The sequence below is a fragment of the Micromonospora sp. NPDC049175 genome, from assembly GCF_043197345.1.
Taxonomy (GTDB): Bacteria; Actinomycetota; Actinomycetes; order Mycobacteriales; family Micromonosporaceae; genus Micromonospora.
In genome coordinates this window covers 42,944-62,015 of sequence record NZ_JBICSY010000015.1, presented here as the reverse complement: position 1 = coordinate 62,015, position 19,072 = coordinate 42,944, and the positions used below count along the sequence as shown (strand labels likewise).

Genomic DNA, 19,072 nt, shown 5'->3' with positions numbered 1-19,072 from the left:
GGCCCGGTCGGGTGATAAGCGGAATAAATAGGCAACTGTGATGAATGTCTGGATTTGCGCTGTGTGCGGGCTGCGCCGACCAAGCAGCGAATGAGCAGGCACGATCCCGACGCGGGCCGTGCGAATATGGGCGGCGTGACCGCCGCCAACCTCGCCCCCATTGTGCTCGTCCTCGGTGACGAGGAGTTACTCGCCACGCGCGCGGTCACCGAAGCTGTCGCGAAGGTTCGCAGTGTCGACGCCGAGGTGGACGTCCGCGAATATCAGGCCTCGGCGCTCACCGTCGGTGAGATCGCCGAGATGCTCAGCCCTTCGCTGTTCGGCGGGAGACGCCTGTTGGTCCTGCGCTCGGGCCAGGACGCCCGCAAGGACCTGGTCGCCGCGCTGCTGGCATACGCCAAGAACCCCGACCCGGACGTCCACCTGCTGGTGCTGCACCTGGGTGCCGCCAAGGGCAAGGCGTTCGCCGACGGGCTGCGGGCGGCCGGCGCGACTGTCGTCCCGGCGGCCAAGCTCAAGGGGCACCGCGACCGGGTGGCCTTCGTCCGTGACGAGATCCGCCGGGCTGGTGGAAAATGCACCGACGACGCCGCCGAAGTGCTCATCGCGGCGGTCGGCAACGACCTGCGCGAGCTGGCTGCCGCCTGTTCCCAACTGATCGCCGACACCGACGGGCGGATCAGCGCCGAAACGGTGAGCCGCTACTACCGGGGTCGGGTCGAGGTGACCGGCTTCACGGTGGCCGACGCCACAATGGTCGGTGACGTCCCCGCGGCGCTGGAGGCGCTGCGCTGGGCCCTGCACGTCGGGGTCGACCCGGTGCCCATCGCGGATGCCCTGGCCGACGGGGTACGCACGGTGGCCCGGGTGGCGTCGGCCGGGCGGGGCAGCCCGTATCAGCTCGCCAGCAGCCTCGGCATGCCCGCCTGGAAGATCGAGCGGGCGCAGCGGCAGGGGCGCGGCTGGACCCCGGAGGGCCTGGTCCGAGCCATGCAGGTCGCCGCCGAGTGCAACGCCGCCGTCAAGGGCGGCTCCGACGACCGGGCGTACGCCCTGGAGCGGGCGGTCTTCTCGGTTGCGGCAGCCCGGCAGGGCGGCATCAGGTGACGGGGACGAACCGCCCGGCGTGGGCCACTCTGGCCGTCGACGAGGAGCGCTACCGGCCGCTCTACGCCCGACTCCTGGGCCTGCGGTTCGTCAACCCCGGTGGCGTGCTGTGCTTCCTCTTCTTCGAGGGCACCGTCGCGCTGGCCGTGCTGCTCGCCCTCGCCGAGTTGGTGACCTGGTGGGCGGTGCTGGTGCTGCCCGTCGTGGTGGCGGCGATGGTCAAGCTCAACGACATGGTGGCCGCGATCGTGGTCCGGTCGGCCGCGCTCGTGCCCGAGCAGGAACGGGATCGGTTTCGCCGGCAGATGGAGCCGGTGGTCGGCCGGGCGCAGGTGGAGTGGATCTCGCACAGCGTCAGCGGCGTGGTGATCACCGCCGATCAGGCGCCCACCCGCCGCGCCGACCCGTCCCGCTGAGCCCGACCCGCACGGTCGAGCCGACCCCGTCGGGTTGGGTGGCTGCTCCACGGACATGATGCCGGCCTGCGGACACACGGAAGCCCCGGGCCGAGGCCCGGGGCTTTCCGAATCAGTCTGACGGTGAAGTCGTCAGGCGGAGAGCGCACCCACGCGCTTCGCGATCGCGGACTTGCGGTTCGCGGCCTGGTTGGAGTGGATCACGCCCTTGCTGACGGCCTTGTCCAGCTTGCGAGAGGCGTCCAGCATGAGCGCGGTGGCCTTCTCGACGTCACCGGCCTCGGCAGCCTCGTGGAACTTCCGGACGGCGGTCTTCAGCGACGACTTGACCGACTTGTTGCGCAGCCGGGCCTTCTCGTTCTGCCGGTTGCGCTTGATCTGGGACTTGATGTTCGCCACGCGACAGCCTCGTCTTGATAGCTCGGGTTGGTCAGCTTCTGCGCGAGATGACGAACATGCGTCATCGCTGCGCGAAGAGCCAGGTTACCAGGTCGCCCGGGACGAGCCAAAACGGCTCGGTCCTCGTGCGGACGGACCCGGCCCGTCGGGCACCACATTACGCCCCCGGTCCCCGCTAGGGCTCACCGCCAACCCTGACGGTGCGACAGCCAGTCGAGTGACTGCTCACCGCTCCACCGCTGGTGGGCGGGCAGGTGTGGTGAGGCCGTCGGGGGTGCCGCCGCGGCGCCGGTGAGGTAGTAGCCGGCCAGTGCGGCCAGGGTGGCGTCCAGCGCGTCCGGGGGCGCACCCACCGCCGCCGGGTGCGCGGCGAAGAGTCGGTCCGCGTCCAGGCCGCTGGCGTACGCGGTGAGCAGCAGGCCGGCCAGGTCGAACCAGGCCGGCCCGGAGCAGACCCAGGTCCAGTCGCAGAACCAGGCTCGGCCGTCCGCGTCGATCAGCACGTTGTCGACCCGCAGGTCGCCGTGGATCAGGCCGGTCGCCCCGGCGGCGTACCGGGGGAGACGGGACTCCAGCGCCACCAGCTCGGCCAGCCGGCCCCGCGCCGGCGCGGGCAGTGGTGGGGTCGGCTCGCGCCCGGCGGCGACCTCCTCCCACCAGAGGATGTCCGAGCGGGCCAGGTCGGCCAGGTGCGGCAGGCCGAGCGCGGCCAGTTCGGCAGGCGGGTCGGCCAGGGCGGCGGCGACCTGCGCGTACCCGGCGAGGGTCGCGTCCAACTCGGCGGGCACCCAGGGCAGGCGCGGGGTGTGCCCGTCGACGGCATCGGTGCACAGCACGAACCAGCCCGCCGCCGACAGGGTCCACCGGGGGCGGGGCGCCGGCAGGTCGGCCGGCAGCCGGTCGAGGATCGCGGCCTCTCGGGCGTACCAGTCGACCAGGTGCGGTTGCTCGGCGGCGGGTGCCGCCTTGACGAAGGCCCGGCCACCGTCGGCCGTCTGGAGCACTGCGGCGAAGCCGCGGGTGAAGCCCGCGCCGGCGACCCGGGCGGTGACCACCGGCGCGCCGAGCCGGTCGGCGACCGCGGCCCGCAGCGCCGCGGGCAGCGTCGGCCACGACGGGCGCAGCGCGCTCGCGTGGTAGGGCACCGGCGGCAGCGGGGGAGGGGACACCACACCATGCTGCCCCGGGGTACGTGCGCGACGCGCGGCGACACTGCCAGACTGCCAACCCATGAGGACCGAGGACTTCTGGCAGCTGATCGACGAGGCTCGGGCCGGCGGTGGGGGAGAACCCGGGCCGGTCGCCGCGCGGGCCGTCGCGCTGCTCGCCGAGCGCGACCCGGAGGACATCGTCGGGTACGCCCGGCACCAGACGCGGGTGCTGGCCGCCTCGCACAAGGCGGACCTGTGGGGCGCGGCGTACCTGATCAACGGTGGCGCCTCGGCCGACGGCTTCGAGCACTTCCGGGGCTGGCTGATGACCCAGGGACGGGCGGTCTTCGCCCGCGCGGTCACCGAACCGGACTCCCTGGCCGAGTTGCCCCAGGTGCGGGCGGCCTCGCTCAGCGGCGAGGAGTTCTCCGCCGAGCAGATGCTGTCGGTGCCCTGGGACGCGTACCGCAAGGCCACCGCCACCGAACTGCCGGCGGACCGCGACCCGGTGCGGACGCCGGACCTCAACGACTTCTGGGACTTCGACGACGAGGAGGAGGCGCGTCGGCGGTTGCCGCGACTCGCCGCGCTCTTCGTCGAGCCGCCGCTGGAGTGAGGGCCGCGAGCCGATCCGTCGCCCGCGCAGCGGGCGTACCCCGGCGGCGTGGGAACATAGAGGGGGTCGGCGGCGCGCCGGCCTGTTCACGTCAGCCGACCAGAACGGACCGCTGTGCCACCGAAGCTCGATCCCGGCGCGAATGCTCCTGGTTCCACCGACCCCGGTCGCATCCGGAACTTCGGCATCATCGCCCACATCGACCACGGGAAGTCGACCCTGGCCGACCGGATGCTGCAGCTCACCGGCGTGGTCGACCCCCGGCAGATGCGCGCCCAGTACCTGGACCGGATGGACATCGAGCGCGAGCGCGGCATCACCATCAAGAGCCAGGCCGTCCGCATGCCGTGGACCATCCGCGAGGGTGAGCGGGCCGGCGAGCACGCGGTGCTCAACATGATCGACACCCCGGGGCACGTCGACTTCACCTACGAGGTGTCCCGGTCGCTGGCCGCCTGCGAGGGCGCCGTGCTGCTTGTCGACGCCGCGCAGGGCATCGAGGCGCAGACCCTGGCCAACCTCTACCTGGCGCTCGAGAACGACCTGCGCATCATCCCGGTGCTCAACAAGATCGACCTGCCGGCCGCCCAGCCGGAGAAGTACGCCGAGGAGTTGGCCCACCTGATCGGCGGCGACCCGGCCGACTGCATCCGGGTCTCCGGCAAGACCGGCGAGGGCGTCCCGTACCTGCTCGACGAGATCGTCCGGCAGTTCATCCCGCCGGTCGGTGACGCCGACGCGCCCGCCCGGGCGATGATCTTCGATTCGGTGTACGACGTCTACCGCGGCGTCGTCACGTACGTCCGGGTCATCGACGGCCGGATCAGCGCCCGGGACCGGATCAAGATGATGTCCACCGGCGCGGTGCACGAGCTGCTGGAGATCGGCGTCATCTCACCCGAGATGGTCAAGGCCGAGGCGCTCGGCGTCGGCGAGGTCGGCTACCTGATCACCGGTGTGAAGGACGTCCGGCAGTCCCGGGTCGGTGACACCGTCACCATCAACAGCCGGCCGGCGGCCGAGGCGTTGGGTGGCTACAAGGACCCGAAGCCGATGGTCTACTCCGGCCTCTACCCGATCGACGGGTCGGACTACCCCAACCTGCGTGAGGCGTTGGACAAGCTCAAGCTCAACGACGCCGCCCTGGACTACGAGCCGGAGACCTCCGGCGCGCTCGGCTTCGGCTTCCGCTGCGGCTTCCTCGGCCTGCTCCACCTGGAGATCATCCGGGAGCGGCTGGAGCGCGAGTACAACCTCGACCTGATCTCCACCGCGCCCAACGTCGTCTACCGGGCGATCACCGACGACGGCGAGGAGATCGTCGTCACCAACCCGAGCGAGTACCCCACCGGCAAGATCGCCGAGGTGTACGAGCCGGTCGTGCGCGCCACCGTGCTGACGCCCAACGACTACGTGGGCGCGGTGATGGAACTCTGCCAGGGCCGCCGCGGCACCCTGCTGGGCATGGACTACCTGTCCGCCGACCGGGTGGAGCTGCGCTACACGCTGCCCCTCGCGGAGATCATCTACGACTTCTTCGACCAGTTGAAGAGCCGTACCAAGGGCTACGCCTCACTCGACTACGAGCCCTCCGGCGAGCAGGCCTCCGACCTGGTGAAGGTGGACATCCTGCTGCACGGCGAGCCGGTGGACGCGTTCAGCGCCATCGTGCACAAGGACAAGGCGTACAACTACGGCGTCACCATCGCCGCCAAGCTCCGTACGCTGATCCCGCGCCAGCAGTTCGAGGTGCCCATCCAGGCGGCCATCGGCAGTCGGGTCATCGCCCGGGAAACCATTCGGGCGATCCGCAAGGACGTGCTCGCCAAGTGCTACGGCGGTGACATCAGCCGTAAGCGCAAGCTGCTGGAGAAGCAGAAGGAAGGCAAGAAGCGGATGAAGATGGTCGGCCGCGTCGAGGTGCCGCAGGAAGCCTTCATCGCCGCCCTCTCCTCCGACTCGGGCGACGGCAAGGCCGCCGGAAAGAAGTAGTCGGTCCCTGGTTGCGCTGGGGTTTCCGGGGGAGCCCACCCGGCTCCGGGCGGTCCGGCTTGATCCCTGCGCCGGGCGGGCTCCCCCTGGAAACCCGTGGTCGTCGCTGTGCGCCGGTGTGGCGGGTTGGCACCTGGCCGGGCCCCGGTGTGGCGGGTTGGCACCTGGCCGAGGGCTGTCCCTTCGGTCGGGTGGGGGTCGCCCTACGGGGCGGCGGCTTCGTGGGCCCGTCCCGGCGCGGCGTCTCTGCCCGGGGTCTTTCGGCCGGTCAGGGGTGCCGGTTGGTGCCCGATGACTCTGGAGTGGCCGCCGGGTGCGGAGAATTTTTCTGGCGCTGTCGTTGGGTGAGCGAGTCGACGAAGTGGCCTCCTGCCTGCGCGGATGTGCTTCCAGGTAAACCGACGCACCGATCAGGCATCGACGTCCGGCGTTGTTCTTCGCGGTGAGTCGGTTTGGGTTTTCGGCGGGTCGGGCACTTAGCGGTCACGACAGGAAGCACACATCGTGTGTCGAACATTCTTTTGAGGAGGGTGGCCGTGGAGCTCACCGTGTGGGGCATCATCACTGCGATCGTTGTTGGTCTCATCGTCGGCGCGCTCGGCCGCCTGGTTGTCCCGGGCCGGCAGAACATGCCGATCTGGCTGCACCTGCTGATCGGTATCGGCGCGGCCCTGCTGGGTACGGTGCTGGCGCGGGCCGTTGGCATCGCGACCGAGACGAGCGGTATCGACTGGGCCGAGCTGCTGGTGCAGGTCGTGGTCGCCGCGATCGCGGTCGCCCTGGTGGCCGGTGTGGGTGGCCGCCGCCGAGTTACCCGGTAACACAGTTATCCGGTAACACCAAGCACCAAAGCTCGTACCACCGCCGCACAATCGATGGGCGCCCGGCCGACAGGCCGGGCGCCCATCGGCGTTCGTCCCGCTGCGGCGGCCACCCACCGCGCCCGTCGAGCGTCCCCTGACGCCCTCCATCGGCACGCTCCGGTGCGCAGGATCGCCGTGATCGACTCGGGTTCCTTGATGTCGGGGTGACCTGGTGGGGTTGATGCCGCGACATCAATGAGTCCGCGTCGATCATGGGCCCGGTGGCCCGGTGGCCCGGTGGCCCGGTGGCGTGGCGGCGGTGGGCTTGGTGCGGGGCGGTCGGTGGAACGTGCTCGTGTCGGCCAAACCGTGATCGTTTGGTGGCCGAAGTCGGTTTGGGATTTCCGTGGGGCGGGCACTTAGCGGTCACGACAGGAAGCACACACCTTGTGTGTCAGACATTCTTTGAAGGAGGGTGGCCGTGGAGCTCACCGTGTGGGGCATCATCACTGCGATCGTTGTTGGTCTCATCGTCGGCGCGCTCGGCCGCCTGGTTGTCCCGGGCCGGCAGAACATGCCGATCTGGCTGCACCTGCTGATCGGTATCGGCGCGGCCCTGCTGGGTACGGTGCTGGCGCGGGCCGTCGGCATCGCGACCGAGACGAGCGGCATCGACTGGACCGAGCTGCTGGTGCAGGTCGTGGTCGCCGCGATCGCGGTCGCCCTGGTGGCCGGCGTGGGTGGCCGCCGCCGAGTGACCCGGTAACGACCTGGCATCACCTGGCGAGACAACGCCACACCCGATAACGACCTGGCAACACCTGGCGAGACAGCACCACAGTAGAACAGCACGACTGAAGGAGCGCCCGGCCGAGAGCCGGGCGCTTTTTCGTGCCATGTGCCCTACTTCGACCCGATGTCGGAGCGTCGTTCGTCGGGCCGCTGCGATACGGTCGCCACGCTTCGATCAGTCCTGCCCACTGTCGTAAAGGAATTCTCCGTACTAGGGTGCGGCGGAGAAGGTTAGTTCCAGGTGGCGCGAGGGGAGAAGTGGCGTGAACAGGTGGAAGCGGTTGGCCCCGGTCACCGCCATGGTGGCCTCGGCCGCGATGGTGCTGACCGGCTGCGGGGGTTCTGGTGAGGACGCGGCCGACGACAGCAAGCTCACGGTCTGGATGATGGGCGAGGGCGGCGACGCGCAGAACGCCTTCCTCGATTCCGTCGAGACCGAGTTCCGCCAGAAGCACCCCGACACCGACGTGGTGGTGCAGTACATTCCCTGGCTCGAGGCGCCCAAGAAGTTCCAGGCCGCGCTCGCCGGGGGCGAGGGGCCGGACATCACCGAGCTGGGCAACACCGAGACCCAGGGGTGGGCTGCCCAGGAGGCGCTCGCCGACGTCAGCGGTCGGATGGGCGGCTGGGCCGACGGCAAGGACCTGCTGCCCGACCTGGTGCGCAACGCCCAGCTCGACGGCAAGCAGTACGGCGTGCCCTGGTACGCGGGTGTGCGCGCGATCTACTACCGCACCGACTGGTTCGCCGAGGCCGGCGTGCAGCCACCGAAGACCTGGGACGACCTGGTCACCGTGGCGAAGGCCGTGCAGGCGAAGAAGAAGGGCACCTACGGCATCGCCCTGCCGGGCAACTCCGAGCTGCCGTTCTACTCCTTCCTCTGGGGCGCCGGCGGCGAGATCGCCAGCAACCAGGGCGGCACCTGGAAGTCCGGCTACACCACGCCGGAGGCGCAGCGGGCCGTCAAGTTCTGGACCGACCTGGTGACCGTGCACAAGGTGGCCCCGCCGGCCGCGGCGGGCTGGAACGAGATCGACGCGCGTACGCAGTTCGCCACCGGCAAGGCCGCGATGGCGTTCGCCGGCAGTTGGCAGCAGAACGCCATCAAGAAGGACAACCCCGAGATCGAGAAGGTCTGGGGTACGTTCCCGATCCCCGGCCCGGACGGCAAGGCGGCACCCGGGTTCGCGGGCGGCTCGGACGTGGCGATCTGGAAGGACAGCGAGCGGCAGGACCTGGCCTGGGACTACCTGACCGTGCTGCTGAACAAGAAGAACTCGCAGAGCTTCGCGAGCAGCCTCGGCTTCTTCCCGGTCTACCAGGATCTGGTCGCCGGTGACACGTACACCAAGGACAAGGTGATGGCGGCGTTCGCCACCACCATGCAGAACACCAAGCTCACGCCGCTCACCCCGAAGTGGGTGGAGGTCAGCCGGACGAAGACGGTGACCCAGGCGATGAACAGCTCGGTCATGAAGGGTCAGAAGACGGTCGAGAAGGCTACCGCCGACGCGGCCGGTGAGATGGAAAGCATCCTCAACGCCAAGTGACCACGCTGACCGAGGTGCCGGAGACGGCCGCCGCGCGGGAGACCCCCGCGCGGCGGCGTCGCCGGGTGGACCGCCTGCCCTACCTGCTGCTCCTGCCCGCCCTGGTGATCATCGGAGTGCTGCTGCTCTGGCCACTCGGCCAGGTGGTGGTGATGTCCTTCTACCGGCTCAACAGCGTCCGTCAACTGCGCGGCGACCGGGAGTGGCCGTGGGTGGGGTTGGGCAACTACGCCGACATCCTCTCCGACCCGTTCTTCCTGACCGTGCTGCGCAACACGGTCCTCTTCGCCGCGGCGAACGTGCTGCTCACGATGGTCCTCGGCACGCTTGTCGGGCTGCTGCTCAACCGGCTCGGCCGCAAGATGGCGACCTTTGTGGCCAGTTGCGTGATGCTCGCCTGGGCCACGCCGGCGCTGACCGGCACCATCGTGTGGAAGTGGATCTTCGACGACACGAGCGGCCTCGTCACGTGGCTGTTCAACGCGCTGCCGGACGGGCTGTCCAGCAGCCTGTTCGGCCGGAGTGACTGGACCGGCTACGGCTGGTTCAACTCACCGCTGCTCTTCTTCGCCATCCTCACCCTCGTGGTGGTCTGGCACTCGTTCCCGTTCATCGCGGTGAGCGTGCTCGCCGGTCTCAAGAGCGTGCCGAGCGAGCTGCACGAGGCGGCCCGGGTCGACGGCGCCAGCCCGTGGCGGGTCTTCTGGAAGATCACCTTCCCGCTGCTGCGCCCGGTCTTCGGGATCCTGATCGTGCTCTCCACCATCTGGGACTTCAAGGTGTTCACCCAGCAGTTCGTCCTGGCCGGCGGCACCCAGGACCGGCCGACGTTCATGCTCGCCATCTACTCGTACGCCGAAGCCTTCTCCCCACCGCCGAAGTACGGACTCGGCGCGGCCATCGCGGTGATCCTCACGCTGATCCTGCTCGTGGTGACCGGCTTCTACGTACGGATGGTGCTCAGGCAGGAGGACGAGTCGTGAAGAAGGTCGCCCTCAACGCCGCCGGGCTGCTTGTCGCGCTCTTCGCGGCGTTCCCGGTCTACTGGATGATCTCAACCTCGCTGAAGCCCAGCGACGAGATCTTCTCGGCCACCCCGCAGCCGGTGCCGACCCATCCGACGCTGGCGCACTACCGGGAGATCCTGACCGGCAACCTGATCCCCGGGGTGAGCTTCTTCGACTTCTTCCTCAACAGCGCGCTTGTCGCGGTCTCCACGGTGGTGCTCAGTGGTCTGGTCGCGTTGTTGGCGGCGACCGCGGTGGCGCGGTTCCGCTTCAAGCTGCGGACCAGCTTCCTGATCATGCTGTTGGTGGTGCAGATGATCCCGCTGGAGGCGCTCGTCATCCCGCTGTTCCTGATGATCCAGCGGCTGGGGCTCTACAACACCCTGCCCAGCCTGATCCTCACGTACCTCGGTTTCTCGCTGCCCTTCGCGGTCTGGATGCTGCGCGGCTTCGTCGCCGCGGTGCCCAAGGAGTTGGAGGAGGCCGCGGCCATCGACGGCGCCAGCCGGGCCCAGATCTTCCGCCGGGTCCTGTTTCCGCTCGTCGCGCCCGGCCTGGTGGCCACCAGCATCTTCTCGTTCATCACCGCGTGGAACGAGCTGATCTTCGCGTTGACGTTCATCAACGACCAGGGCAGCTACACGCTGCCGGTGGCGATGACGTTCTTCTTCGGGCGCGACGACACCAACTGGGGTCCGGTGATGGCCGCGTCCACCCTGTTCACCCTGCCGGTCATCATCTTCTTCCTGCTGGTGCAGCGGCGGATGGTCTCCGGTCTGGTGGCCGGCGCCGTCAAGGGCTGACCGGCCCGGCGGAGGACCGCCGGGCCTGGTGGTCATCCGCCGGGCAGGACGGTGAGCCCGGACCGGGCGACGATCTCCTGTAACGCCGCCACGTGCCCGTCGAAGGCCGCCCGGCCGGCTCTGCTCAGGCTCACCGAGGTACGCGGGCGCTTGCCCACGAAGCTCTTGCGGATCTCCACGTAGCCGGCCTGATCCAACGTGGTGAGCTGCTTGGACAGCGCCGAGTCGGAGAGCCCGAGCTGTTCGCGTAGGTAGCGGAACTCCGCCCACTCGGTGGCCGCGAGCAGGCTCACCAGGGACAGTCGGGTCGGCGCGTGGATCAGCTCGTCGAACCGGGGAGCGCTCACCGGCCGCCGCCAAGCGGTCGGGTGGTCATCACCCGGCGAAGGTAGCGCATCAGCGGCAGCCCGGTGGCGGTCATCGCGCCGGCGGTGGTGGCCGCGCCGATCGTCGACGGCCAGGGCAGGCCGGCCGCCTCGGCGGCGAACCCGGTGCCGAGGCCGAGCGCGACCAGGACGAGCGCGTACGCGGAGATGGTGATCACGCCGTGTACGCCGATGAGTCTCGTGCGGACCTGGGCCCGGTGCCGCACCACGACTCGGCCCACGACGGCGGCCAGACCGATCGCGTACGCCACCGACCCGACCGCGACCACCCATGGCCGGTGGGTCTCCACGGCCGCGGTGAAGGCGACGATGAGCCCGCCCACCGCGGGCCAGTACCAGTGGGGAACGAGGGTGGCGGTGACCACCTGGTCGCGGCGGGCGTGGATCTCGGCGAGCGCGTCGGCGGCCGACGCGGGAGTGACGCCAGAGTCGGTCATTGAAACTCCTTGAGAGTGAGGCAAACACTTTCCCGTTAGGCAAGTAGAGCACGTTCTTGCCTAACGGGAAAGTACTTTCTTCCTCGGCGGAGAGGTGACGCTTCCGGGCATCGACGCACGGTTAGGCTGACGGTCATGACGGGCAGGGTGGCAGCGGTGAACCTCGGCATCGTGACCGAGGCGCAGTGGGCCGGCGACGCGAGCGGTCGCAGCGGCATCGACAAGCGGCCGGTGGACGGCCCGGTGCTGGTCCGCGTCGACGGGGTGGTCGGTGACTTCGTCGGCGAGCGAGCCCATCACGGCGGTCCCGACCAGGCGGTCTACGCCTACGCCGAGGAGGACGCCGCCTGGTGGGCGGCCGAGCTGGGCCGCGCCATCGGGCCCGGTGGGTTCGGGGAGAACCTGTCCACCTACGCGGTCGACGTGACCGGCGCGGTGATCGGCGAGCAGTGGCAGATCGGTTCCACCCTGCTCCAGGTCACCAAGCCGCGGACGCCCTGCACCACATTCGCCGGGTTCTGGGGCGTACCGGATCTGATCAAGCGGTTCACCGCGCGGGCGCTGCCCGGCGCCTACCTGCGGGTGCTGCGGGAGGGCGAGGTCGGCCCGGGTGACCCGGTCGAGGTGGTGGAGCGGCCCGCGCACGGTGTGACGATCGGCGAGGTGTTCCGCGCGAACAGCCTGGAGCCGGAGTTGCTGCCCCGGCTGCTCGACGCGGAGGACCTGCCGGAGCCGATCCGGGAGAAGGCCCGCCGCCGCCTCGCCTCCCGCGGCTGAGCGTGCGGCCGCGGCGATACGCGACCTTGCGGTCCGGGTCGGGGTAGCTGGCGGCCGGCAAGAACCCGAGGACGGGACCAGCGGCGCACGGTTGCCCGTATTGTCCCTACCGAGGGCGTGCGGCGGGGGGCCGGGTGGAGCGCGATGTCGACGGCGACGGACAGCGGTGCCGCGGCGGCACCCCCCGATCCGGGCCTGGAGCGTCCGGCGTTCCTGGAACTCTTCTTCGACCTCGTCTACGTCTTCGCGCTGATCACCCTGGCGACCGTCCTGGCCGACAACCTCAGCTGGACCGGCCTCGTCGAGACGGTGGTGTTGCTGCTCGCGTTCACGATGATCTGGGCGCTGACCGTGTGGGCGGCGGACAGCGTCGACCTGACCCGCCCGTCCGGGCAGGGGCAGTTCATCTGGGTGGCGGCGACCAGCCTGCTGCTGGCCGCGCTCGTGGCCGACGCCTACGGCGATCGCCGGCTGTTCTTCGCCACCACGTACGTGGTCATCCACCTCAGCACCGCTGCCTACTACATCCTGGTCGTCTCGCTCAGGAGACCGCCGCGTCGCAGCATCCGGATCCTGATCTGGGAGGCCGTCGCGGGCATCGGCTGGATCGGTGGGGTGCTCGTCGGCGGTTCGGGGCAGTTGGCGATCTGGGTGCTCGCCGTCGTCGTCGAGTACGGCGCTGCGGCGTTGGGCTGGCCGGTGCCGGGGATCGGCCGCTCCCGGGCGCGTGACTGGCGGCTGGTCGGCGCACGGGTGGCCGAGCGGTACCGGCAGTTCGTCATCGTCGCGCTCGGTGTCTCGATCTTCGTGACCGGAACGACCTTCAGCACGAGCGCGTACACGCTGGAACGCGGTTGGGCACTGCTCGTGGTGTTCACCACCGTCGTGTTGATGTGGCGGATCTACATCTACCGCGCCGGTGAGCTGCTGACCGACGCGATCGCCCGATCGACTAACCCGGAGCTGCTCACCCAGTCCGCGGCGGTCACCCATCTGATCATGGTGGCCGGGATCGTCGGCGCGGCGGTCACCAGCCACCTCGTCGTGAGCCGCCCGTTGGGCGACACCCCACCCTCGTGGGCGGCGGTCATCCTCGGCAGCCCCGCGCTGTACCTGCTCGGCCGGGGCGTCCTCGACTTCACCGTGTTCGGGCGGATCTCCCGGTCCCGGTTGGCCGGTGTGGTGCTGCTGGCGTGCCTGGCGCCGACCACGCCCCTGCTGCCGCCGGTCACGGTCGCGCTGCTCGCCATGACGGTGCTGCTCCTGATCGCCGTGGCGAACCTGGTGAGTACCCGGCTACACGCGCGTGCGCCGGCACCGCCGATGCTGCGGTGACCACGCCTCGCCTCATCCTGGCCCGGCGGGCCGGACCGGGCGGTTCCGCGCGGCCAGCCCTTCCCCGACCAGGGTGAGCAGCAGGACCAGGTTCGCCAGCACCAGGGCGGTCAGGGGCGGGAGCAGGAGTGTGGCGGGCGCCAGCAGGGCGCACAGCACCGCGATCGCCAGCACCCGGGACCAGAGGGTCCGGCCGGTCACCACGGCGTCGAACAGGACGGTGCCGAGCAGGAACAGGGCCGGTCCGCCGAGGGCGGCGGCCATGACCTCGACCGAGGCGGGACCGAACGGCCGGTCGATGACGAGCGTCGTGCCTGTCGAGACCAACACCACCCCGGCCACCATCACCAGGTGGCTGTACGAGGTGGAGGTGCCGGGGCGGACCCGCTCCACGGTCCTGACGCTGGGTGGGGCCAGGATCCGCTGGACCCGCTGGAAGTAGAGCTGGAACAGCAGGACCGCGCTGACGAACGCGACCGCGCAGGTGGCCACCGGGCCGGCCGTGAACCCGCTGTCGGCCAGCCCCATCCCGGTGCTCAGGATCAACTCGCCGAGCGCCACGATGAAGATCGCCCGGTGCCGCTCGGTGAGGTGCATGCCGGTGAAGATCTGGCTGGCGAGTTCGGTACGTCCCAGCCGGGGCGTCGGCCAGCCGAACCGGGCCGAGCCGAGGTCCACCGCCGCCGCGATCGACCAGAGCACCAGTCGGGGCGTCTCGTCCACGAACACGCCGGCCACCCAGGGCGCCACCGTGATGCCGAACCAGAAGAACACCCGGATGCTCCTGGCCTGGATCGGGCGGTTCACCCGGGTGCCGGGGATCAGGACGGCGTCGCGGACCAGGTGGATGCCGAAGTACGCGGCGACGAAGAGCCACCCGTACCGGCCGAAGGCGTACGGCGTGGCGATCGCCATCAGCAGGGTGCCGAGCATGACCAGCAGGGCGGTCGCCTGGATGATCGGCAGCCGGGGGTCGAACAGGTCGGTGAGCCACGCGGTGAGCACCCAGACCCACCAGGCGGCCAGCAGGAGGACGGCGGTCTGCAGCGCACCGCGAACGGTGAGGTCGGCGGCCAGGCTGGCGGCCAGCCGGGAGAACATGAAGATGTAGACCAGGTCGAAGAAGAGCTCCAGGAAGGTCGGGTAGGCCGGCTCGCCCCGGCGGCGGAGAATCCGGGGAAGCGGAGCGGACGTCACTGCGACTGCCTCCTGTGCCACCCCGCGCCCTCCGGCGGGGGCGCCCCGACCTGCGCACCCGCCACGCTACCGACAGTGCGGTCTCCGGTGGTCGGGAACGGGCTCGGCCCGGGTGATCGGGCCCCCGCAGACGCGAAACGGCCCTCTGCCGTGGTGCAACGGTGGCAGAGGGCCGTTCTACGAGCGGGAGATCAGCGGAGCCAGGGGATGTTGCGGTCGAGCAGGCCGCGCTCCTTGAGCTCCTTGCGCAGCGGGATCTCGTCGTCGACGTACCCGTCCCAGTTGATGCCCCAGTAGTTGGCGGTGTGGGTGCCCTCACCGATCAGCTGGCGCTGCACGGGGGTGCGGTTGCGGTACCACTCGCCGTTCACGTCGGGGTGCAGCTCGTCCAGCGGACGGATCCACCGGTAGGTGTAGCCGACGAAGAGCATCTTGCGGGTGATCGTCGACAGGTTCGTCGAGCGCGAGTGCCACTGCCGGCGGTCGAAGATGAAGGCGTCGCCCGGGTTGGCGGTGATCTCCACCGTGCCCTCCGGGTCGGGGTTCTGGACGGTGAGGTCCGCAGGCCGGGGCAGCGAGTTCTTCAGGTGGCTGCCCGGGATGACCTTGGTGGCGCCACGGCCGGTCTCGGAGAGATCCGACAGCACGTACGCGACCTTCAGCGAGAACATCGGCCGGGGCAGGTTGGGGTCCATCGTCTCCGGGTCGGAGTTCTGCCGGTACCCGTCCTGGTGCCAACCCCAGTACGGCTTCTCCGGCTCGGCGGCCGGCGGGGTGACGTCCAGGTGGTTGTGGTGGGTGTAGATGTTCCAGCCGGCCAGCCCCCACATGTACGGGAAGGCGATCGGGTGGGTGAGCAGCTCGCCGAAGAGCTCGTCGCGCTCCAGGAAGCCCAGCAGGTGCAGGGTGCCGTCCTTCTTGGTGGTGCCCTTGGCCTGCTCCTCCGCGTAGACGCGGTCGACAGCCGCCTCCAGCGCCGCCCGGTGGTCCTCCGTCAGGACGTTGCGCAGCAGGAGGAAGCCCTGCTCGTGGAACTCCTTGCGGTCAGTGTCGCTGATCGGTTCGTAACCGGTCCGGTCGCCGTAATCGAACACCGTGTCGTACCCCTCCCCATGAGGTGAAACCTTTTCTGGCACAGGCCGCCGATCGTAACGCGATGGCCAAGCCGTCGGGGAGGGCATGTTGCGCGTGGGGCCCCGGGTGGAACCCCTCGCAGCGGGAGGGTTGCGTTAAGTGAGTTTTCCGTGATCGATAGAGGTCTTTGCGGTCCTTTGTCCGATTGTGCGGTGACTGCCGGTTAAGAGATCCGGGGCCGGTCAGCCCTCGTCGAACACCTCGGCCACCACCTGGCCGGCGGATTTCTGCTTGCCGTCCACCCGGACCCAGGTGCCGCCCCGGGCGGTCCACTCCAGGTCGCCGAAGCTGACCCGCTTCACCCCGTGGTCCTGGGCGTGGGAGACCAGCCAGTGCGCGTACCGCCAGCCGTCCCGCTGATCGCCCGGGGTCACCGTCAGGCCGGTCGGGTCGTTCGGGTCGAGGCCTTTCAACCCCCAGTCCAGCACGAGGTTGCGGGTGAGCTGCGCGGCCGCCGCCGCGCCATGCATCACCGGGGTACGCCCCACCGTGCAGGCGACCGCGCCGGTGGCGTCGCCCATCAGTGCCCGGCTGAGCACCTCGGAGTCGTTGGCCCACTTCTGGTAGGCCTCCGGAAAGGCCGAGCGCTGCACCCGCTGGGCGGCGTCGGTGACGCGCATCTTCTCCCAGCCGCGGACCTTCTTGAGCGCCGCGTAGAACCGGTTGGCCGCGTAGCGCGGGTCGCGGATCTGCGTCGAGGTGCCCCAGCCCTGACTCGGCCGTTGCTGGAACAGGCCGACCGAGTCGCGGTCGCCGTCGGCGAGGTTGCGCAGCCCGGACTCCTGGTACGCCGTGGCCAGCGCGACCACCACGGCCCGCTCGGGCATGCCGCGCTGGGCGCCGATCGCCGCGATGGTCGCCGCGTTTGCCATCTGGTCGGCGTCCAGGGCGACCCGGCCGTCGGCCCGCACGGTGCACTTGCGTGCCGCCAACGGCAGTTGGAGACCGCCGCCGACCTGCCGTACGACGAGCCAGATCGCGATCACGGCGACGAGGATGAGGACCACTCCACCCGCTACGGCTGCCCGAGTTCGCACCCACACCCCCAGATCGACAAGTCCGCCAAGCGTACGTCCCTCTCGCGCCCAACGGGTCGTCCGAGCGGGTTCGGGGCTGGCTCGGCGACTCCGTCCCGGTTCGGGTCGGCTCCGCCGACGTGAACCGATCGAGGCATTCCCGCTGCGGGCGCGGTCTCACCTGCCCGTATCGCTCTCCCGCCCACCCTGGCTCAACGAGGATCCAAGGCGTGTGGTGCCGGTTGTCGCCGGCTGGCTGGTGTGCGCCCGGCATCTCGGGTCGCCGGCCTGTCGTGCGGGTCACCGCCTCGGCCGGACCGGGAAGTGGTTGACCGGTCAAGGAGTTACTACGGTTGACATGTCAATCGCTGGCCCGCCCGGTGGTGCGCCACCGGCCCGGGGCCACGGAGCAAGGAGGAGTTCCATGGGAACGCTCGACGGCAAGGTTGTGCTGATCACCGGCACCGGCGGCGGTCTGGGACGCGTCGCCGCGCAGATCTTCGCGCGGGAAGGCGCGAAGGTCGTCGGGGCCGACATCCAGGTCGCCGGCAACGACGAGACTGTCGAACTCGTCCGAGCCGCCGGCGGTGAGATGACCGGCATCGCGCCTGTCGACCTCGCCGATCCGGAGCAGGTGCGGACGTTCGTCGAGGACGCCGCCGCGGCCTACGGCGGGCTCGACGTGGTCTACAACAACGCGGCCGCGCTCCGCTTCGGCCCGATGCCGGACTTCTCGGTCGAGGACTGGCGCTACACCATCACCGGTGAACTGGACATCCCGTACTTCGTGTCGAAGTTCGCCTGGCCGCACCTGGTCCAGCGGGGCGGGGGCGTCATCATCAACGCCGCCTCCATGGCCGGCATGATCGCCGGTCACGTCCCCCCGATGGTGGGTCACACCGCCGCCAACGCCGGCGTCATCGGCCTGACCCGACAGCTCGCGCTCGAGGGCGCGCCGCACGGGATCCGCGCGGTGGCGGTCAGCCCGGGGCCGATCATCAGCCCGGCAAGTGAGCGCGACCTGGGCGACAACCAGGCGGCTCGGGACGCGATCACCGGCAAGACGCTGCTCAAGCGGTTCGCTCAACCCGAGGAGGTGGCCGAGCTCGTGGTGTTCCTGGCCTCCGACCGGGCGTCGTACATCACCGGGGCGAACTACCCGGTCGACGGCGGCGCGACCGCCTGGTGAGCGGACCGAAGGGCCCGGGGACGCCACCGCACGCAGGCGGCGTCCCCGGCGGCCCGGTCCCAGCCGGCCCGATCACCGGCACCCCCAGGTCCTACCCGGCCTGATCGCCGGCACCCCCGGTCCTACCCGGCGTGATCGCCGCTACCCCCGGTCCTACCCGGCCTGATCACCGGAACCCGCGTCCAGAGCGGCCACCCATCGAGTTAATCGGTTTTCCCGGAAGGCCGTGACCCCCTCGCGTCCCTCGTCGGACAGGAAGTACCCGGTCGACAGGGCGGACAGCCGGGCCAGGTCGGCACGCAGCTCGGCGGTGCCCGGCCGGCGCAGCAACTCCTTCGCCCCGGCCAACGCGCCCGGCGCGCCACGCACCAGCGAGTCGCGGTAGCGCCGCACCGCGTCGTCCAGCCCGTCCGCCGGCACGCTTGCCGTGACCAGGCCGATCTCGGCGGCCCGCCGGCCGTCGAAGGTGTCTCCGGTCAGATACAGCTCGGCGGCGGCGCGCGGGTGCAGCCGGGGCAGCACGGTCGCCGAGATCACCGCCGGGATCACCCCGATCCGCACCTCGGTGAACGCGAACGTCGCCTCGTCGGCGCAGACCGCCAGGTCGGCGGCGGCGATCAGACCCAGCCCACCGGCCCGCGCCGGCCCGCCCACCCGGGCCAGCACCGGCTTCGGGCACTCCCACAACGCCGCGAGCACGTCACCGAGCATCCCGGCGGGCACCGCGCCGGTGGCGTACGCCGCGGCCGTCTCCTTCAGGTCCGCGCCCGAGCAGAAGACCGGGCCGGTGTGGTCCAGCACGATCGCCCGGACCGTCTCGTCGGCGACCGCGTCACCCAGCCCGGCCAGCAACTGGGTCATCAGACCGGTGGAGAGGGCGTTGCGGTTGTGCGGGCTGTCCAGGGTGAGGGTGGTCACCCCGCGGGCCGTGGCGACCCGCACGAGGACGTCGGGAGAGGTCATGC

The 19,072-nt window shown here is 70.3% G+C and carries 20 protein-coding genes; 12 read left to right on the top strand and 8 right to left on the bottom strand.

Translation table 11 applies throughout. The annotated features are described in order from the left end of the window. The first annotated feature begins 126 nt into the window (after positions 1-126). Both holA and ACGFH8_RS34105 read left to right on the top strand, forming a co-directional pair. Positions 127-1,107: a DNA polymerase III subunit delta gene (gene holA, locus ACGFH8_RS34110; RefSeq protein WP_393375576.1), complete on the top strand. Its 981-nt coding sequence runs from the start codon at positions 127-129 to the stop codon at positions 1,105-1,107. Next, on the top strand, positions 1,104-1,523 hold the full coding sequence (locus tag ACGFH8_RS34105; protein ID WP_393375574.1) for a hypothetical protein: 420 nt from the start codon (positions 1,104-1,106) through the stop codon (positions 1,521-1,523). Before holA ends, ACGFH8_RS34105 begins: the two co-directional genes overlap by 4 nt. A gap of 132 nt (positions 1,524-1,655) precedes the next feature. Here ACGFH8_RS34105 and rpsT read toward each other — a convergent pair whose 3' ends face one another. Together rpsT and ACGFH8_RS34095 are read right to left on the bottom strand one after the other, a co-directional pair. Further along, positions 1,656-1,922, bottom strand: coding sequence for a 30S ribosomal protein S20 (rpsT, locus tag ACGFH8_RS34100; RefSeq protein ID WP_357077052.1), 267 nt, complete (start codon positions 1,920-1,922; stop codon positions 1,656-1,658). A gap of 182 nt (positions 1,923-2,104) precedes the next feature. After that, on the bottom strand, positions 2,105-3,091 hold the full coding sequence (locus ACGFH8_RS34095) for a phosphotransferase family protein (RefSeq protein WP_393375571.1): 987 nt from the start codon (positions 3,089-3,091) through the stop codon (positions 2,105-2,107). Positions 3,092-3,152: 61 nt separating this feature from the next. Here ACGFH8_RS34095 and ACGFH8_RS34090 point away from each other — a divergent pair, with 61 nt between their 5' ends. The 7 genes from ACGFH8_RS34090 (at position 3,153) to ACGFH8_RS34060 (ending at position 10,636) form a co-directional block, all read left to right on the top strand. Next, a complete protein-coding gene (locus ACGFH8_RS34090) occupies positions 3,153-3,689 on the top strand; it encodes a DUF4240 domain-containing protein (protein WP_393375569.1) in 537 nt (178 codons plus the stop codon). Positions 3,690-3,803: 114 nt separating this feature from the next. Beyond that, the gene (lepA, locus tag ACGFH8_RS34085; protein WP_393375566.1) at positions 3,804-5,681 is read left to right on the top strand and encodes a translation elongation factor 4; all 1,878 of its coding nucleotides are present in this window, start codon (positions 3,804-3,806) and stop codon (positions 5,679-5,681) included. A gap of 536 nt (positions 5,682-6,217) precedes the next feature. Then, the gene (locus ACGFH8_RS34080) at positions 6,218-6,502 is read left to right on the top strand and encodes a GlsB/YeaQ/YmgE family stress response membrane protein (RefSeq protein ID WP_355030868.1); all 285 of its coding nucleotides are present in this window, start codon (positions 6,218-6,220) and stop codon (positions 6,500-6,502) included. Positions 6,503-6,965: 463 nt separating this feature from the next. Further along, the gene (locus tag ACGFH8_RS34075) at positions 6,966-7,250 is read left to right on the top strand and encodes a GlsB/YeaQ/YmgE family stress response membrane protein (RefSeq protein ID WP_357077067.1); all 285 of its coding nucleotides are present in this window, start codon (positions 6,966-6,968) and stop codon (positions 7,248-7,250) included. A gap of 289 nt (positions 7,251-7,539) precedes the next feature. Continuing rightward, positions 7,540-8,826 (top strand): sugar ABC transporter substrate-binding protein, encoded by a 1,287-nt coding sequence (locus ACGFH8_RS34070; protein WP_393375564.1) that lies wholly within the window; start codon positions 7,540-7,542, stop codon positions 8,824-8,826. Next, a complete protein-coding gene (locus tag ACGFH8_RS34065) occupies positions 8,823-9,809 on the top strand; it encodes a carbohydrate ABC transporter permease (protein WP_393375561.1) in 987 nt (328 codons plus the stop codon). The genes ACGFH8_RS34070 and ACGFH8_RS34065 overlap by 4 nt, the downstream gene beginning before the upstream one ends. Further along, positions 9,806-10,636, top strand: coding sequence for a carbohydrate ABC transporter permease (locus ACGFH8_RS34060; protein WP_393375560.1), 831 nt, complete (start codon positions 9,806-9,808; stop codon positions 10,634-10,636). Before ACGFH8_RS34065 ends, ACGFH8_RS34060 begins: the two co-directional genes overlap by 4 nt. Positions 10,637-10,668: 32 nt before the next feature. Here the strand turns inward: ACGFH8_RS34060 and ACGFH8_RS34055 are convergent, their stop codons facing one another. Together ACGFH8_RS34055 and ACGFH8_RS34050 are read right to left on the bottom strand one after the other, a co-directional pair. Beyond that, positions 10,669-10,983: a winged helix-turn-helix domain-containing protein gene (locus ACGFH8_RS34055; protein ID WP_393375557.1), complete on the bottom strand. Its 315-nt coding sequence runs from the start codon at positions 10,981-10,983 to the stop codon at positions 10,669-10,671. After that, positions 10,980-11,459 carry a hypothetical protein gene (locus ACGFH8_RS34050; protein ID WP_393375555.1) on the bottom strand — a complete coding sequence of 160 codons (480 nt, stop codon included), beginning with the start codon at positions 11,457-11,459 and terminating at the stop codon, positions 10,980-10,982. Before ACGFH8_RS34050 ends, ACGFH8_RS34055 begins: the two co-directional genes overlap by 4 nt. A gap of 135 nt (positions 11,460-11,594) precedes the next feature. Here ACGFH8_RS34050 and ACGFH8_RS34045 point away from each other — a divergent pair, with 135 nt between their 5' ends. Beyond that, positions 11,595-12,236 carry an MOSC domain-containing protein gene (locus tag ACGFH8_RS34045; RefSeq protein ID WP_393375553.1) on the top strand — a complete coding sequence of 214 codons (642 nt, stop codon included), beginning with the start codon at positions 11,595-11,597 and terminating at the stop codon, positions 12,234-12,236. A 144-nt stretch (positions 12,237-12,380) separates the two neighbouring features. After that, positions 12,381-13,571, top strand: coding sequence for a low temperature requirement protein A (locus tag ACGFH8_RS34040; RefSeq protein ID WP_393375551.1), 1,191 nt, complete (start codon positions 12,381-12,383; stop codon positions 13,569-13,571). A gap of 12 nt (positions 13,572-13,583) precedes the next feature. On the opposite strand, the gene ACGFH8_RS34035 is transcribed toward ACGFH8_RS34040, so the two are convergent. The 3 genes from ACGFH8_RS34035 to ACGFH8_RS34025 form a co-directional block, all read right to left on the bottom strand. Then, complete coding sequence (locus ACGFH8_RS34035; protein WP_393375548.1) at positions 13,584-14,768, bottom strand: low temperature requirement protein A; 1,185 nt, start codon at positions 14,766-14,768, stop codon at positions 13,584-13,586. Between the two features lie 191 nt (positions 14,769-14,959). Further along, positions 14,960-15,862, bottom strand: coding sequence for a phytanoyl-CoA dioxygenase family protein (locus tag ACGFH8_RS34030; protein ID WP_091409805.1), 903 nt, complete (start codon positions 15,860-15,862; stop codon positions 14,960-14,962). Positions 15,863-16,084: 222 nt separating this feature from the next. After that, the gene (locus ACGFH8_RS34025; RefSeq protein ID WP_393375546.1) at positions 16,085-16,945 is read right to left on the bottom strand and encodes a hypothetical protein; all 861 of its coding nucleotides are present in this window, start codon (positions 16,943-16,945) and stop codon (positions 16,085-16,087) included. Between the two features lie 397 nt (positions 16,946-17,342). Here ACGFH8_RS34025 and ACGFH8_RS34020 point away from each other — a divergent pair, with 397 nt between their 5' ends. Next, positions 17,343-18,107 carry an SDR family NAD(P)-dependent oxidoreductase gene (locus ACGFH8_RS34020; protein WP_393375544.1) on the top strand — a complete coding sequence of 255 codons (765 nt, stop codon included), beginning with the start codon at positions 17,343-17,345 and terminating at the stop codon, positions 18,105-18,107. A gap of 153 nt (positions 18,108-18,260) precedes the next feature. On the opposite strand, the gene ACGFH8_RS34015 is transcribed toward ACGFH8_RS34020, so the two are convergent. Next, the gene (locus ACGFH8_RS34015) at positions 18,261-19,070 is read right to left on the bottom strand and encodes an enoyl-CoA hydratase-related protein (protein ID WP_393375541.1); all 810 of its coding nucleotides are present in this window, start codon (positions 19,068-19,070) and stop codon (positions 18,261-18,263) included. Between the last annotated feature and the right edge of the window lie 2 nt (positions 19,071-19,072).